10 protein-coding genes are annotated in these 15,976 nt (G+C 45.9%); 7 read left to right on the forward strand and 3 right to left on the reverse strand.

Annotated features, from left to right (window positions below; genetic code table 11):
* Nucleotides 1-47 precede the first annotated feature (47 nt).
* Together Pla110_RS20625 and Pla110_RS20630 are read right to left on the reverse strand one after the other, a co-directional pair.
* Entirely contained in the window at nt 48-1,505 is a 1,458-nt protein-coding gene (locus Pla110_RS20625) for a sigma-70 family RNA polymerase sigma factor (RefSeq protein WP_261342455.1), read from the reverse strand.
* A gap of 460 nt (nt 1,506-1,965) precedes the next feature.
* Nucleotides 1,966-2,352, reverse strand: coding sequence for a hypothetical protein (locus Pla110_RS20630; RefSeq protein WP_144998788.1), 387 nt, complete (start codon nt 2,350-2,352; stop codon nt 1,966-1,968).
* Between the two features lie 994 nt (nt 2,353-3,346).
* Here Pla110_RS20630 and Pla110_RS23020 point away from each other — a divergent pair.
* From Pla110_RS23020 to Pla110_RS20660, 6 genes are all read left to right on the forward strand, one after another.
* Nucleotides 3,347-4,033 carry an RNA polymerase sigma factor gene (locus Pla110_RS23020; protein WP_197440352.1) on the forward strand — a complete coding sequence of 229 codons (687 nt, stop codon included), beginning with the start codon at nt 3,347-3,349 and terminating at the stop codon, nt 4,031-4,033.
* A gap of 359 nt (nt 4,034-4,392) precedes the next feature.
* Nucleotides 4,393-9,219: a bifunctional serine/threonine-protein kinase/formylglycine-generating enzyme family protein gene (locus Pla110_RS20640; protein WP_144998792.1), complete on the forward strand. Its 4,827-nt coding sequence runs from the start codon at nt 4,393-4,395 to the stop codon at nt 9,217-9,219.
* Nucleotides 9,220-9,418: 199 nt separating this feature from the next.
* Entirely contained in the window at nt 9,419-9,907 is a 489-nt protein-coding gene (locus Pla110_RS20645) for a hypothetical protein (protein WP_144998794.1), read from the forward strand.
* Between the two features lie 433 nt (nt 9,908-10,340).
* Nucleotides 10,341-11,273: a glycosyltransferase family 2 protein gene (locus Pla110_RS20650; protein WP_144998796.1), complete on the forward strand. Its 933-nt coding sequence runs from the start codon at nt 10,341-10,343 to the stop codon at nt 11,271-11,273.
* Nucleotides 11,270-12,091 carry a cytidylyltransferase domain-containing protein gene (locus tag Pla110_RS20655; protein ID WP_144998798.1) on the forward strand — a complete coding sequence of 274 codons (822 nt, stop codon included), beginning with the start codon at nt 11,270-11,272 and terminating at the stop codon, nt 12,089-12,091. Before Pla110_RS20650 ends, Pla110_RS20655 begins: the two co-directional genes overlap by 4 nt.
* Nucleotides 12,092-12,198: 107 nt before the next feature.
* Complete coding sequence (locus Pla110_RS20660; protein ID WP_197440354.1) at nt 12,199-13,386, forward strand: 3-deoxy-D-manno-octulosonic acid transferase; 1,188 nt, start codon at nt 12,199-12,201, stop codon at nt 13,384-13,386.
* Between the two features lie 27 nt (nt 13,387-13,413).
* On the opposite strand, the gene Pla110_RS20665 is transcribed toward Pla110_RS20660, so the two are convergent.
* The gene (locus Pla110_RS20665) at nt 13,414-14,811 is read right to left on the reverse strand and encodes an MFS transporter (RefSeq protein ID WP_197440355.1); all 1,398 of its coding nucleotides are present in this window, start codon (nt 14,809-14,811) and stop codon (nt 13,414-13,416) included.
* A 546-nt stretch (nt 14,812-15,357) separates the two neighbouring features.
* Between Pla110_RS20665 and Pla110_RS20670 the strand changes: the two genes are divergently transcribed.
* Entirely contained in the window at nt 15,358-15,537 is a 180-nt protein-coding gene (locus tag Pla110_RS20670; protein ID WP_144998804.1) for a hypothetical protein, read from the forward strand.
* Nucleotides 15,538-15,976: the final 439 nt, after the last annotated feature.

Here is a 15,976-nt window from a genome sequence, read left to right on the forward strand (position 1 = left end):
ATGTGTGGCGAACGCGTTACCGTGTGGAAGCATGACGAGGAAGTTGTCTATTGAGATGGCAAGGACTTCGTCATGCTTCCACACGGTAAAGAAGCGTCCTGGAACCGGATTCGACGTAAGGAAAAGGTTGAGTCAGAATGTTCGCTGCTTCGGTCTCTGCGTCCCCACCTTCGCAGACTAAGCCGTTTGTATGGCACAAAGCGTGCTGATTGAGCAGGCTCCCAGGACTTGAATGTCGGCAAGCCCCATGGGACAGACCAGCCCCCCCCATATTCAGATTCTGCATTTCTTTCTGCGATCATTAACAGATCGTTGGGCGATGAACCACTTACCGATTCGAACTTGGTAGGGCGAGGCCCGGGGCTTTCGTTTAAGCAGAACTTAAACTCTTTGTCAGTCACCTCGAATATCCCTTTTAAAACTTGCCCATCTGGTAGCTTCAGATCTAGCCACATCGGTTTTTCGGATACATTGATCTTTATCGGATTCGTTTTAGGTTTTCCATTGCTGATAAGTTTAAGCGTGTTTTCGCTGAAGATGAATGCATTCTCCGAGTCCAATGTACGAATCTTTCCTCCATCCGTGACAGAGATTATCTGCCACTTTCCAACTAGTTTCTTCTCGATATCGTCAACAGGATGTTTGGAATTTGCGACTTTGTCCGTGGTGTCGTTTCCGATACTTTTGTGAGGTACCAATAAACTTCCCATAACCAGGAACAGCACAATAGCAACTACAGCTCTCAATTGAGTAATCAATAACATATTTGCAAGTTCTCCTTGAGCTAATTTGACCGAAGCAGCGCCCAGCTTTTTCGAGACAATTGTCTCTAGAGTTAAATTCGTTGCCACTGCAGATGGTGAAAAAGTAAGATAACTAGAGAATCCTGCTTCGGAAACTTGTGAGATCAAGCCGCCTGTCAGTATGAAAGATGGCAAAACAACCTCTCGCTTGAGCATTCGGGTTTTCAAGAGCTCTCGTGCTCGTTCGAGGCGTCCCTTCAAAGTCGATTCTTTCACTCCCAACGTCTGAGCAGCCTGCTCACGGGTATGGCCTTCGAGCGAACAAAGAAGAATCGGCTCCTGTAATTTCGTTGGCAACCGATGAATTTCTTCATATAGAATTCGCTCCATCTCGTTGGACCAGTCAGCCTGCCAAGTCTCCTCGTCAGCGACATCATTTTTGAAATCGATTTCCCGCGGACGCTTTTGCATAGTGGTCTTTGCTTTTAAGGAAACTCGAAATGCAACGCCATATAACCAGTTAGCCAAACAACCTTTCCAGTTAACTTTATTGGCATTGCTTGCAAGCACCATAAACACTGCTTGAAAAGCATCTTCAGCGTCCTGCTCTGTAGCTGAATTCTTTCTACAGACTCGCAGTACCATCGCACCGTGCCTTTGGACTAAAAGTGTAAACGCACTTTCATTTTTGTTGCGATGAAACAGACGAATTAATTGTCGATCATCCAGTTCGTTCAGGATGAGTACACTCTCATGGTTCATAGGTGCCCTCAAAACTCTCAAGAAGTCAGGATCTCTACTGTGTAATGCCCTCCAAGTAATCCTTCGGCATTTTTAATTGATAAAAAAGTCTACTTTATAAGAAACATTCTTGATCAAATCACTCTTTATCTTTCTTCCCCCGGTATCTTAAATAAATTCGGACGACGTTGATAAACAGTGACTCTAAGTAATTGAGCAGCTGACGAGCCTCGGATTTCGAAAAAGAATCGTTCTGCGGTCAGTAAATTGTTGTCGGTTTCGAAGCTAAAGTCATCATCTGATCTCAGCGGTATTGCGGATGGTAACAAGAAATAGATTTTGTGATCCAAGCGGTTCACGCCCCGTCGCAGTGTAATACTTGAGCAACCCCGTACTGATTCAATCTGAGCCTGATCGTTCAAAAAACCTCGTAGTGGTTGGAAACAGGTATCGCAATCAAGAATCAGATGAGAAGCATGCTCTAGGAACCATCGTCACCGGTCAGATTGCGTGCAACTTGTGTTACCCATTGTGTGTTGGGTTCCGTTGTGATGCCTGCAATCTCTACTTTACGGAACTTCAGCTCTATCACCGCCATGACGTAGAACTTCGTCAGACCGGATTTCGTCCAGACTTTTACCGTGGTGAAATCGACGGCGAAGATCGCTTCCCAGTGAGCTTTGAGAAACGTCTGCCAGGACATGGAAGCGGGACGGTCTGGTGCAGGCTCGATACCGTTCGTCTTGAGCACATTTCTGAAAGTCGTGTCGGTGATGTGAAAACTGACATTGGACAACGTCGTGTCGTAAAAATACTCAGCCAAACTGAAAACGAGTGATTCCAAGGCTTTGTATTGCTGACGAGCCATGAAATTCGAACGGGATTCGTTTCACGACCTGACCGCAGCTATTAGATTCGAAGCAAAAATGACCATTAGGTCTTGAAGTATTCAATCGCCAATTGCTGCTCGCGATGCACCCAGCTTGCGAGGGCGATCACCACCAGGGGTAGCCGGTCGCTGACAGACCACTTGATTAGCAGTATTTAAGCTCGGCTGAATATTTTTCACAGTATCGTCTTTGGTTTGAAAACGAAATCACCTGTAACGCCTGAACGCTTTATTAATAGTGAGTGCGGGCCAGTGCTCCAAGTCATTTCCACCACAAATGCCCCTAGTACTGTAGTCAACTTTGGAGAATACTCACGTCTTCGAATTTTGGGCGGCCAAAAAAATGGGCATACCCAATTGGTTACATTGTTTTAAGTGGAAGGGGTGAGTGTTCCCTGATTGGAAACCGCGAAGAAGTAGGTGTAACGAGTCAATTGAAAGTGTCCGGTATTAAAGGAGTTAAAGTGGCCTCCCAAAGAACATCAAGGACGGTCGTAGAAACAACTTGTCCAGAATGCTGGAATCGTATTGAAGTCCTTACTCAGTTTGCGTCAATGGCTTTGGCAATCCGTCTACAGTCTAAACGCGAGGGGTGCGAAATCGAGTGCCCTCGTTGCCGGAATTACTTTATTGTACATGAAATTAACTTACTGTTTTCAACTGAACCCTCATTAAAGGTCTCTGATCAATATGCTGTGGCTTAAAAAATTGCCCCGCTAGATATCACAGTTCGGCCCACGCGCATTCCCGTTCTCACAGCATGCTTGCCACAAGATGATTGGGAAATGGGCTGCCTTCACTCTTCCTCAGCTTCTTAGTGATGACGGGCCGAACTGTGTGAAAAATGTATGTACACCACTTTGTCAGCATCCAATTGAGTGGATGCATATGTTCACGTTTCTGGGCCTAGAACTATATCACAATATGTTGTCTAATGGAAAGACTTTCATGTTTTTCCAGCCCGGACAACTCGATGAGTCTAAGAAATAACAACAGTCAAAGCACTTCCGCGAATCTCATTCGCGAGGCAAAAGCCCATCAAGAACAGGCTTGGAATCGATTGGTGGATACCTACGGCCCCCTTATTTACAAATGGTGTTCACGGACAGGCTTGGGATTCGAGGATTCTTCCGATGTAACTCAAGAGGTTCTGACTTACGTCTATAAATCGATTGATGACTTTGAAGTTCGAAGTCAGAAGGGTTCATTTCGTCGATGGTTGTGGGTGATTACTAACCACAGAAAGATAGATTTTCTCCGAAAAGCAAACCGAAGCACGGGTGACGCGCGGGGCGGCACAAGTATGAATCTATATCTTCAAAATAAAGTTATTGAGCCCAGGACAGACGATAGTTCTGATAGGAATTCAGAACTGCAACAGAAAATGCTGATAGCCCTTAATACTGTCGCCGCTAGGATCGATGAAGATTCTTGGAGAGCTTTCGAGATGCTCGTGTTTGAGTCTATGACGGCAAATGAAGTTGCTAAAATACTGAATAAGTCTCCAACGGCGATTCGTGTCACGAAAAGTCGTATAATGAAAAGTCTTCGCCAACTCATGAGCGACGACATTCTTACGGAAGTCGGTCCATGTCCTTCATTGGAGACTTTTGAGAATGCCCCACTGGATGAGGACGAAAAACCCATCGCCCCAACGTGATTTTAGCATCGCATCTTTGGCTATGATTATTTCAGGGAGTCCTGTAATTCAAAGTCAGTTGTTCGGGCGCTTTCAGCTATAGTATATCTGAATCTTCGGGCTTCTTCTTCGTGTAAGATGACTAATGCTTTCAGGACATTCTCAAATTTCAACAAGGTTGTTCTACCTGGGTTTTCGAATTGACTTCAATTCAAATAGCTTTTCGTAAATACTCTTTACGAACCGTGACAAAGCTTTCTGATTCCTGAACTTCGACTCTCACTATGTCATTATTTCTTAACAAGCTGACTTTCGACAAGGCTTGGTTTTTCCTTTGATAACTTACTCGTCGACTCTGTCATTAATAGGGTTAATTCTCCATGTCTATAGAAGGCGATTGTCTTTCTAACGACGAGATGGTTCAGTTCAATAATGGTGAGCTGGGTGATGATGATATCGCAAGGATCGCCGAACATCTTACTGAATGCATACCCTGCTCCCAGAGAATGGAGATGATTGAATCTTCACACGCCGGCGACATCGGCGGATTGTTCGATGGTATCGCGAACGCACATGATAATGATCACGAGATACAGGCCCTGAATCAGATCAAAGCGCGCGGATGGGCTAATCGATCTGCGCTGACTTCTCCCACTCAACTCTATGATCCTAAAGTGGAGAATGGCCTCGATTCGATATCTCTTCGGTTAAACAATGACGAGAATCCGGGGCGCGCACTCGAAAGGGATGCAAAGAATGGAATCCCTAACGAACGATCTGAAGAACCCAGTTGGAATGAGGACATTTATCGGCTTGGGCGATATGCGATCTTGCGAATACTCGGAGAAGGGGGGTTTGGGCGAGTGTATCTCGCTGAAGACAGTGAGCTGGGAAGAAAGGTAGCAGTTAAGGTTCCTCATCGCCATCGAATTCAATCTCGTCGAGAACTGGATAAGTACCTCACGGAAGCACAGATACTCGCTAAGCTGGATCATCCAAGGATTGTTCCGATATATGACATTGGGCAGGATGAAACAAGGAAATGTTTCATCGTTTCAAAGTATATTGAGGGAGGAGACCTTGCCTGCCGGATCAAGCGTCATGGGTTTTCGATTCCAGCATCCGCAGAGTTGGTTGCCGACATTGCTGAAACACTTCAGTTCACTCATACGCGAGGGATTGTCCACCGGGACATTAAGCCGGCAAACATCCTAATTACTAATGATGAAAAGCCCGTCATTTCGGATTTCGGAATCGCCTTGCGCGAAGAAGATTACGGCAAAGAAGGTCCGCCCGTTGGTTCTCCGGCATACATGAGTCCGGAGCAAGCACGGGGAGAGGGACACCTGGTAGATGGTCGCTCAGATATTTTCAGTCTGGGGGTGCTTTTCTACGAATTGCTCGCTGGCCGGAGACCGTTTAGCAGCTCAGAAATAGAAGGCTACCGCTACGGCGACATCCGCCCTATCAGACACGTAAATGATTCGGTTCCGGCGGAGCTGGAAAGAATCTGTATGAAGATGCTATCTCACCGAAAAAGTGATCGTTACAAACTTGCTTCGGATGTATCTACAGAAATTAGAGAGTTCCTGAACCATAGCTCACTTTCTCACCTTCCCACAGCATTAAGACAGCCACTATCTCATTCCTCGGGACGGACGTCTGGAAGTCAATGGTCGCACCCCAGTTCGATGATGATTGTTCCTCAAGGACTGAGATCGTTCGGTGCTGAGGATGCGGACTATTTCCTCAATCTGATCCCTGGCCCCAAGAACAAAGCCGGTCTTCCAGAAATTGTCGGGTTTTGGAAATCCCAACTGGAGGAGAGTGATCCTGAGAAAACATTCCGTGTTGGCTTGATCTACGGTCCGAGTGGTTGCGGTAAATCCTCCGTGCTCAAAGCTGGCATTATTCCCAGCCTCAACGAAACAATCGTTCCGGTGTATATTGAAGCATCAACTTCGGGTACGGAACCCAGTATACTTAGAGCGATTAGCAGCCAAGTGCCGGAGATATCATCCGATGGCGGCTTATTGGAGGCATGCAAATCCATCCGCCGTAATAAAGGGGTTTTCAATGGAAGCAAGCTCGTCTTGATCATTGATCAATTTGAGCAATGGTTGCACTCCCATTCGATCGCGGAGGGAGTTGACCTCGTCAATGTGCTCAGGCAGTGCAATGGCACTCACCTTCAATGCATTTTAAGTGTTCGCGACGATTTCTGGATGGCGATTACTGATTTATTTACCGAACTCGATATACCTCTTGTCCCTGGCGAAAACCTAACGGCTATCGACCTCTTTAATTTGCGTCACGCAGAAAAAGTTCTAATTGCCATGGGGATTGCTTATGACGCCATCTCCACCGATCTGACCGCTTTAGAGAAGTCATTCGTTAAACAATCGGTGTTAGAATTGGCAACGGATGACAAAGTCATTCCGGTTCACCTCGCACTCTTCGCGGAATTAATGAAAAACCGCAGTTGGACTCCAGAAGCTCTGAACAGAATCGGAGGTGCAGAGGGAGTAGGCGTTACTTTTTTGGAAGAATCGTTTGATAGCCCAAAATCCAATCCTGAATATCGATACCATCAGTCAGCAGTACGCGCCGTTCTTAGTGAATTGCTACTGGAAAGTGGTTCCTTTATCAAAGGAAAGAAGAAATCTTACATAGAGCTATTACAGGTTTCCGGTTATTCGCATCGCCCAGAACAGTTTAAAAAGTTGATGAGTATTTTGGATACCGAGCTAAAACTCGTGTCGCCTACGACCCATGATGAGCCGAATGGATATGAGAGCAACTCGAAGTCTGATCGTCTCTATTACCAGTTGACGCACGATTATCTCGTTCCCTCCTTGAACGAGTGGTTGACACGTAAACAACGAGAAACCCTGCGAGGTCGCGCTGAATTACATCTAGCGGAACAAGCCGCTATCTGGTCGACCAAAAGCGAGGGAGGAAATCTCCTCTCATTTTGGAACTGGCTACGCGTATTGTCTCTCACCCCGAAAGAATATCGGAATCGGACGCCAAGTGTCTCTCACTTTTTCAAAAAGTCGTCATCGCATCACTTTCGAAGAATAATCACATTTCTGTTGCTGCTCTCCCTGTCTGCATGGTGGGGGAGGGAGTTGTATCGGCAAAGCAGGGCACAGTCTCTAGTCGCGGCATTAATGACGTCTCATATCGAAAATGTTCGCGAAATAGTAGACCAGATGGAGCCATATCGGTCCTACGTCAACCCAGTTTTAAGAGAACGTCTCGCATCAGACGACATCTCGACTGACCAGAGATTACAGAGTTCTCTTGCCTTGCTACCGGTGGATTCACGACAGGATGATTTCTTGTATCGAGAATTACTCACTTCCTCTCCCGAAAAGTTCGTCGCCATTTGTGACGCTTTGATTAGAGCTAAGTCGCTAGAGAGAATTCATCAGACACTCAAGGATGACCTCTCTAGCAAATCTCTGATCACACCAAAACGATTCAGGGCTGGTGCGGCCCTGAGTTATCTAATGAGAGACTCTCATGCCAGCATTCAGAGCGAAGATTCTTTATGGATTGACCATGCCCAACTCCTTGCGGAATATTTCGTTGAAGACGTTGCGGACAACCCCGGCCATTACACCATATGGTTAAAAACCCTCTCACCAGTAAAGACATATTTGCTACCCCATCTCCAGAACATTTATGCAAGCCAGAGTGTCCCGGATATCGATCGACTAACTGCGACGAACGTTTTAACAGGATTTTATGGAGAGGACTCAGAGAAGATAGCTGAGTTGCTGACGATAGCCACTCCGCTTCAGCATAAAGTTCTTTTCTCACAGGCGGAGGCAACTAAACAACCATTAATGACATCTCACCTGGAAAGGTTTGCATCTTCGGAGCTTCCTCCCGAATCCAATTCTGAGGCTCATTTCAGTGTCACAAAGCTGAAAGCCAACGCTATTGTCTCGCTTTTTGAAACAGGAAAAGAGGAACCGCTCTGGAATTTATTCAGTTCAACCGAAAATCTCAATTTGATTTCTCACTGCGAACGTCGAATTAGTGAGTTGAATGCTAAACCAGAGAGATTAGTTAAAAAACTGAATACAACCTCTAATTCTCAATTGTCGATTTCCCTGCTGCGTTCGCTGGCCACATTCAGAAACCGGTCTCGGGCGCCGAATGCAATACGAAAACAAGTGGTGGAGAAGGCCGTTCAATTATTTGAAAACTCTCCTGATTCCGGAATCCATTCTGCTGCCGAGCTGCTGCTCAGAAACTGGGGGGAAGACGATTATCTGCGTTTAACTATAAACCGGATGAGTCGATCAGCGAATGAAAACAGCAGTCAAGAATGGTTTGTCAATAAATCGGGACTGACCATGGTAAAATTGCAAGCCCCCATTAAATTCACCTCAGGATCCCCTCTTACGGAACCGCAACGAGATGCACGGGATGAAATGCAATACGAAGAGACAATAGAATATTCTTTTGCGATTTCATCAAAAGAAATTACGATGAAAAACTTTCTGGATTTGCAACCGAAACTACCTGATTCGGCATCCCAAGAAGAAACACGTCTCTCGTACCGTTCCGAATTCAACAAACGCGCACCGACACAAAACCACCCAGTGAACGTTATTAACTGGCGACATGCGGTTGAATATTGCCGCTGGCTGTCGAAAGTGGAAGGTATTCCAGAATCGGAGTGGTGCTATCCTCCCGACCTGGAAATTGCACCGGGAATGACATTACCTGACGATTTCATAGAACGAGCAGGTTACCGTTTGCCTACAGAGGCCGAATGGGAATATTGTTGTCGCGCAGGCTCTCAGGAATCGTACCATTTTGGAAGTGACCCGGCACTGTTGAATGATTACGCCTGGTTCAGCGACAATGCGCGCGTATCTCTACATCCGGTGGGCAGCTTGAAGCCGAATGATATTGGTCTGTTCGACATGCATGGCAATGTCAGGGAATGGTGTCAGAACGTTTATTGGCTGGAGCGTGGTCAATCGATTGCATCGATATTGAAACCGCTTCTTGTTCCTGAGATAAATCCAGAAAACGGCAGAACCTACGAATTTCAGAATGTAACACGTGGAGGGGATTATTCTTCGACGGAGGAGCAATTGAGATCGGCCAACAGGCGGGGTAACTATCCACTCCAGTCTGCAGATTTTGTTAATGGATTTCGGGTTGTGAGCACACTCGATTAAAGTGAATTACACATGCCTGTCGAATTTTTGAAGATGAATCAGAGAGCCTGAAAAATCGGTTTAACTATAAGTTTAACGCTGTTTTACGACTTATTACATTGGAGATAAAATGGGCTGGGAGAAAATTACAGATCCGAATGACAAACGAGTGCCTGAATGTCACCGAATTCTCATAGAAACGGCGAGACAGCATGATAGAGTGAATCTGAAATCGAAGCTGGAACATTTTATCGAAGACCGAGGCAATCCAAGTGACCCTACGAATCGACCTCCAGTATTCGCTCTCTATTACGATGCCGTCCTCAAAATTGTCGCATGTTATGATTTATCGATACGACGGGAACTGGTAGGTATCAAACCAATCGGTCCCATCACGCAATACCACTGGGCGATAAACCCGGGAATTGGAAATGGAACGGATGTAAACGATGGCATCTACAATAAATTTAAGGAGACAGCTCGTTCATTTCTGGCGAACCTTCCCCAAGGCGAAGAACTCCATCTGCGTGGTAATGCTGATTACACCCTGAACCTGCAAAATAAATCTGACCAACTACTCAACTTGCTGCTGAATGATCAGTCAGTCACGCTTGGCCCGGAAACCAGAATCCCCGTGGCAGATTATCCCTACTATCAGGATGTTCCCGGGATTACGACAATCGGTTCTCGCCGAATTATGAGCATTTAATTCCGCTCGACTGATTGCTTCTACGTTCTCTGTCAGGTGGATCTCCGTTTATACTACCGTGAAAAGTCAGAGATCCCCCCCCCTTTATGACACTCTTTCGTTCTCTTAGAACGAGATGTACGTTTCATTTTTTGTTTATTATTGAAAGAGGACATTATGTCGCTACCTCCAGAACCAACTCCGGACGACGGCGGTGGTTTCGCCGCAAGCGAGAGATCTACTCCCGCAACTACAGCAGTCACAGCAGAGAAGGCGGTCTCATCTATTCAAATGATCCAGACCGGACTCCTGCTCACAAACACTGTTATTCTTATCCTTATTCTGGGGTTGTTGATTGCGCGAAACTAAGGGATATAAATCTGGAGTATCTTGCAAGTAATAAAGCTGCCGCTTCTATCTAACACTGTTTCTAGACAATTGTGGATCGAGAGTGATGAAAATCTCTGTAGTCATCACGGCATACAACGAAGGAGAAGAGCTCGTCAGAACGCTCAATTCCATTCAGACTAATACATCTCGATTGCATGAGATTATCGTCATCGACGATGGGTCGACAGACGATTCCTGTAACGAGATTGAAGCAAGAGGAGCCGTGCGGATATACCATTCAAAACGCGTTGGCGTAGGAGCGTCGAGAGATGAGGGAGCACGAATCGCAACAGGGGACGTGATCTCTTTTCTCGACGGTCATCAACGATTGACACCCGATTGCCTTGACGAGTGCTCTGAAATCGCCATAAGAAAATCGGCAATTGTCAGCCCTGGTATTCAAGGCTTTGAACCCCAAAACAAATTGATTCACGGTGCCACTTTTCAGCTGTGTCCCCTAAACGGTTTTTTTAGCGCGAATTGGCAATTGAAGCCGAGCTGGCGACGGCTGCATCAATCTAATGCATTACGTGGTCCGGGTTACACTATACCTCGAAATCTCTATCCCAAATTGTCTTGGATTCAAGGAATGACCGGATGGGGCGGCTCAGAGGCGCTGCTCTCTCTTAAGGCTTTTTTCACTCGGGTCCCGATTCTGTTCCTGAGGGGCCCAATTGCTTACCATCGTTTTAAACGCCAGTTTCACTACGATGTCAATTGGGATGAAATTTGGCTTAATCATGCTCTTATCGCCCGTATATGTTTCGATACAGCGACATGGGAGCGTTACTGGTACCCGGAGCTTTTCATGAGCAAGCTATCCGAAACAATGAAGGAGTTTTTAACCTCGGATGAAGTCTTGACTCTACAAATGGAGTTCAACCAAATTAAACGGCGAGCTGACTGCGAATTCTGGAGACGTATGCTCAAAGAATCGCCACCAGTTCAGTTGTCACAGTGCTCGCGGTTGGTCACGTTCGGACTCCCCAAAGTATGACAGAGAATTCTTCCAGTAAAAGGTTCGGCTACTCGCCCGCAATTCCAATTGTGATACCAGCACGCCTGAATTCATCACGGTTGCCGGGAAAACTGATACTGAACCGGACCGGATGCCCTTTAATCGCTTATTCAATTCGGATTGCACGCCATGCAGCACGGGTTTCCGACGGAATTATCCCAAATGTAATTGTAGCCAGTGACTCAGACCTACTGATTGATTTTGCAATGGAAGAGGACGTCGAGACATTTCAGTCCCGTGAACAGCATCTTTCTGGTACGTCTCGCGTTGTTGAGTTCATTGACGATTTAGCAAGATCGGAAATTTTAAACCTAGCTGGGGTCATCATCCTTCAGGCAGATCAAGTCGGACTTGATCCACTGCATCTGGTACGCGTGGCCCGTTTGTTGAAAGGGAAAAATGGCGAGGAATACATGATCACGCTATCGTCCAGTTTGGATTCTCTTCCGATTAAGAAACAGCTTGATCCCCACGTTGTCAAAGTCCTCGTTGGTCCCGATCGGAGAGTCTTCGATTTCTCACGCGATTTGCAATTGCTCTCTAAGCGACAAACCAAGATCATGGACTCGACTATTGAGATGCATGTCGGAGTCTATGGTTATACCGGTTCTTCATTGAAGAAGATTTCAAAATACGGGATATCTGACCGGGCAGCTCAAGAATCATTGGAGCAACTTTCAGCATTGGAAACTGATATAAAAGTATTATCCCTGGCCATTCCTTATTCAGCCCAACTGCTGTCCATAAATACAATTGAAGACTACGAACATTTCGTGGAAGTGACAGCCAATAAATGAATTCTCTCCGGAATACGGTATACCTTGCATTGGCGTGCTATTACTTGCCTCATTGGTTATTCAGACTTTGGCGGGAGCCTGATTTTCGTTCGGTCGTGTGGCAGAAAATGTTTTGGCGTAAACAGGTTAAGCCACCTTCGAGTAACTCCCAATGTGTCTGGCTGCACGGGGCCAGTGTAGGAGAGATCACCTTACTGAAACCATTGGTTCATCGACTCGTTTCGAATACCGATTTCGCCATAATGGTCACAACTTATACCTCGGAAGGGTATCAGGTGGCTAAGGGGATGTTCGCAGATAATGTGGCCGTACATTACCTACCTTTTGATTTCAGTTGGACGATGCGTGCGTTCTTTCGACTTGTCTCCCCCCGGCTGGTCGTCCTTTCAGAACTGGAATTATGGCCAAACCTTCTCGATGAAGCCAGGCGTCGTCGACTGCCCGTTCATGTCGCCAACTCTCGTATGAATCATTTAGATTATAAATCTTATAAGAGGGTGATGTTCTTCCTGAGAAAGCCTCTGCGGGCCATTTCATGGTGGGGAGTGCAAGCGAGCACCGATGCAGAGCGAATACGGTCTCTAATTCCTGACCGAAGTGAAATCATTTGCGTCACCGGAAACATGAAATACGACAGTGCCTCATTTAATGCATGTGCTGGAAGTAAACATGAAATATCCCGGGAAGCTTGGGGGTACTCAACTAACGATCTGCTACTCATCGCCGGCTCCACTCACGCTCCGGAGGAAGCCATTCTGATCGAGTCGCTCAGAGAACTTCGACAACATTGCCCCTCGCTCTACTTGATTCTGGCACCCCGAAAGCCCCTACGCGCCTGCGACATCGCCCAGATCGCGGAAGATAAGGGAGTGTCGCACCGGTTGAGCCAAAGCGCATACGACTGCAGGAAGCATCAACCAGCCGAAGTTATGATTGTTAATTCTGTCGGGCTTTTAAAGGAGTTATGGGCAATTGGGGATTTCGCTTTTGTAGGAGGTAGTCTTCAAACCAATCACGGCGGACAGAACATGCTCGAACCCACTGCAGCTGGATTGCCGACTTGCTTTGGACCAAATGTATTTAATTTTGCAGCAATTGTGAAAGATCTAATCGAGAATGATGTGGCCTGTATGGTTCGCTGTGAAAGAGAGCTTTACTTATTGTTGAAGCAATGGATTGATACTCCAGAAGAAGCAAATATGCTGGGACGAAGAGCACGTAGCTTCGTGCAATCGCAAATCGGTGCAACAGACATCACGTACGCGAACATTTTGGATGCCGTAAGACGATCATAACCCAAGAGCAGAATAGCCAATCAAAATTTATGAATTTTCCAGTTCCCGAGTTTCTCCTTCGCTCCTCCTTGCATTGTAACGTTCCAGGATATTTCGAATTCGGATGTACCGAACCTTCGTGATCGGAAAATACGAAAACACGATCATGGCGGTGATAATTAAACATGCCGGTCCGACAATGAAGATCGCCTGTAAACCAAACAATGTTTCAACTGAAGGCTTTTCTCCCTCATAACCGATATGGGATAGCAAGTATCCGATTACCAGAAAACAGGTACTGGAACCCATTTTCCACGCAAATTTTGCGACGCCTGCAAATAATCCCTCTCTCCGCTGTCGAGTTTTGATTTGATCATACTCAATAACGTCAGGCACAATCGCACCGGGTAACGTCAAGACACCGCTACTTGCCGAACCCATTAAAAAGACCACACAATGTAGAATATGAGGGCTCCAACTATGCAGGGCAAAAGACGCAAAAGAAAACTCCCAAGCTGCCATAGCGACGAGGTAACATTGTTTTTTTTCAATATGCTTCGCCAGTATCATCCACAATCCAGGGCTTAGTAAGCTACCGGCAAAGAAGGTCAAGAAATACGGGATCGCATCTTCCTTCGGTATTTCATGAAGGTACTCAAGAAGATAGAACAGCAACGCAATGCAGATGCGATCAGCAATCGAAATGAGGGTAAACGCAGATAAGAGAATCAGGAAAGGCTTATTCCGAAATACGGTTTTAAGCTGGCTAAGCAGCGAGGCCTCCGAGTTTGTTTCATCTGTTACTGACTCCTTAACCCCTACGCAAACAATGAATACTGAGGTCAGGCAGAGAACGCCAATGAAAACAGCCGCAATTGGATATGCCGAGGCTTCTTGTGTGATCCCAAATAAGGAAACGGCCAATACCACTGGTATCATCAAATTGGCAACAATCTCTGCGAACACTTCAAAAATTCGTCGATATGTTGAAATTCGAGTTCGCTCGTGATAGTCGGAACTCAATTCCCAAGAAAGTGCCAGATAGGGAATGCCGAAAATGGTCAGAGAAAGTACCAGAAAGGCAGAAAATGCAGCCAGATAAAAAAAGAGACTAATCTGTGACCATCCTAGTGGAGGAGTTAGCAGGAAGTAGAAGGAAATAACTCCTCCTATCACACCGGGCACAAACCAGGGAATTCTCCTCCCGTGGGAGTTTTTAATCTTATCGGATAAATACCCAATAACTGGATCCGAGATGGCATCCAAGAAGAAACGAATCGACAGCGCGATCCCAATCAACATCGGTGAGAGCTTCACGACATCAGTGTAGAAATTGAACAGGTACAAACCACAGAACGCGAAGATGCTCGTTTCGACGATGCTTCCCGTGCTGTAGCACAGTAAAGTTCTTCTGCTGAGCTTGTCGCTATTTATCAATGTGGACACCTTTATTCTGATAGTTACTTTCCAAAGTCAGCATACAATGACTTTGTTAGACTTCCAATTGACTGCAACAACTGAATATCAAAAGAGCGTGAGTCCAACACGATTGATCCCCGTATCGTAAAAATATTCAGCCAACATTCGTTTCGTGACCTGAGGGCTGTTTTCGGATTCGATGCGAAAAGGACCATTCGAGCGCAACAGTTGCGTAGTATCACAACACGAGGATTGACATCTATTCGAGGCTGTTTCAAGGTGCGTCGCGATATTAATACGTGAGCAGACAACCGAGACGTTCTCGACTTTCGACCATGCCGGCGATAGTCCTAACTTTATGACCAAGTTGAATCAGAAGACACGCCACATTGATTACAGCAATAACTATGTGATTGTTAAGTGATGAGCAAATCCATAAGGTCGTCCGAAATCGAGGTGGCCAGTCTCATACAGACACCGGAACTTGCAGTGTTTTAAGCCGTCTGAGTTTTCGGTACAGAGAACTTCGTCGTCTGGTACCATCAGATCTCGGTAAGTGGCTACAATATTAAATTGCACCTTTTCGATGGTTCTGGAGCGGCGATCATTGATTCTGAAAACATCAATGAAGAACTCCTTGGCCGTCAATGGAATCCGACCGTCACGCAACTCATGAAGGTGGATGGTGATCGATTCCTGGTTATCTGGAGCGGTAACGGTCTGGGGTATACGGCGGGAGTATTCACTCGATAATTTTCATTTGAAGAAGCTACCCAACTCTTTGCCCTTTCAGAAATGAGCAATGTGGTGTTCGCAGAGAACTTGAATGAAATTCTGGAGTAGGTACTAATAAAAGAATTGGTTCATTTTGCAAACGATTGCAAAATGAACCTTGGTTGAGTACGGTTAACAAAGACTCTCAAAGGAATAACCATCACTGGTTTTGCACCGAACTTCCATGTCAGAGTTCTTGTCAGACTTTTTATAACTGAGCTTCTATCAAAGTCTATAAATATAGTCTTTTCTGGAATCCGAAAGATTTCGCTGCACTAAACCAACTTGGCTGTAAAGCCTTGTTAAATAAGCGTTTGGGACAAACTACGGAGAGAGCTTTTAATCCGTAGGTCCAGGGTTCAAGTCCCTGCGCCCGTATCGTAAAAAAACTCAGCCGAACTCTAAACACTGCAAATTA

The sequence above is a fragment of the Polystyrenella longa genome (genome assembly GCF_007750395.1).
In the GTDB taxonomy this organism is placed as follows: domain Bacteria; phylum Planctomycetota; class Planctomycetia; order Planctomycetales; family Planctomycetaceae; genus Polystyrenella; species Polystyrenella longa.

Bases quoted from the DNA above. Each gene is read 5' to 3' on its own strand.
- Pla110_RS23020 (WP_197440352.1), top strand. From the start codon at position 3,347: ATGAGTCTAAGAAATAACAACAGTCAAAGCACTTCCGCGAATCTCATT.
- Pla110_RS20660 (WP_197440354.1), top strand. From the start codon at position 12,199: ATGTTTTGGCGTAAACAGGTTAAGCCACCTTCGAGTAACTCCCAATGT.
- Pla110_RS20625 (WP_261342455.1), bottom strand. From the start codon at position 1,505: ATGAACCATGAGAGTGTACTCATCCTGAACGAACTGGATGATCGACAA.
- Pla110_RS20650 (WP_144998796.1), top strand. From the start codon at position 10,341: ATGAAAATCTCTGTAGTCATCACGGCATACAACGAAGGAGAAGAGCTC.
- Pla110_RS20640 (WP_144998792.1), top strand. From the start codon at position 4,393: ATGTCTATAGAAGGCGATTGTCTTTCTAACGACGAGATGGTTCAGTTC.
- Pla110_RS20655 (WP_144998798.1), top strand. From the start codon at position 11,270: ATGACAGAGAATTCTTCCAGTAAAAGGTTCGGCTACTCGCCCGCAATT.
- Pla110_RS20630 (WP_144998788.1), bottom strand. From the start codon at position 2,352: ATGGCTCGTCAGCAATACAAAGCCTTGGAATCACTCGTTTTCAGTTTG.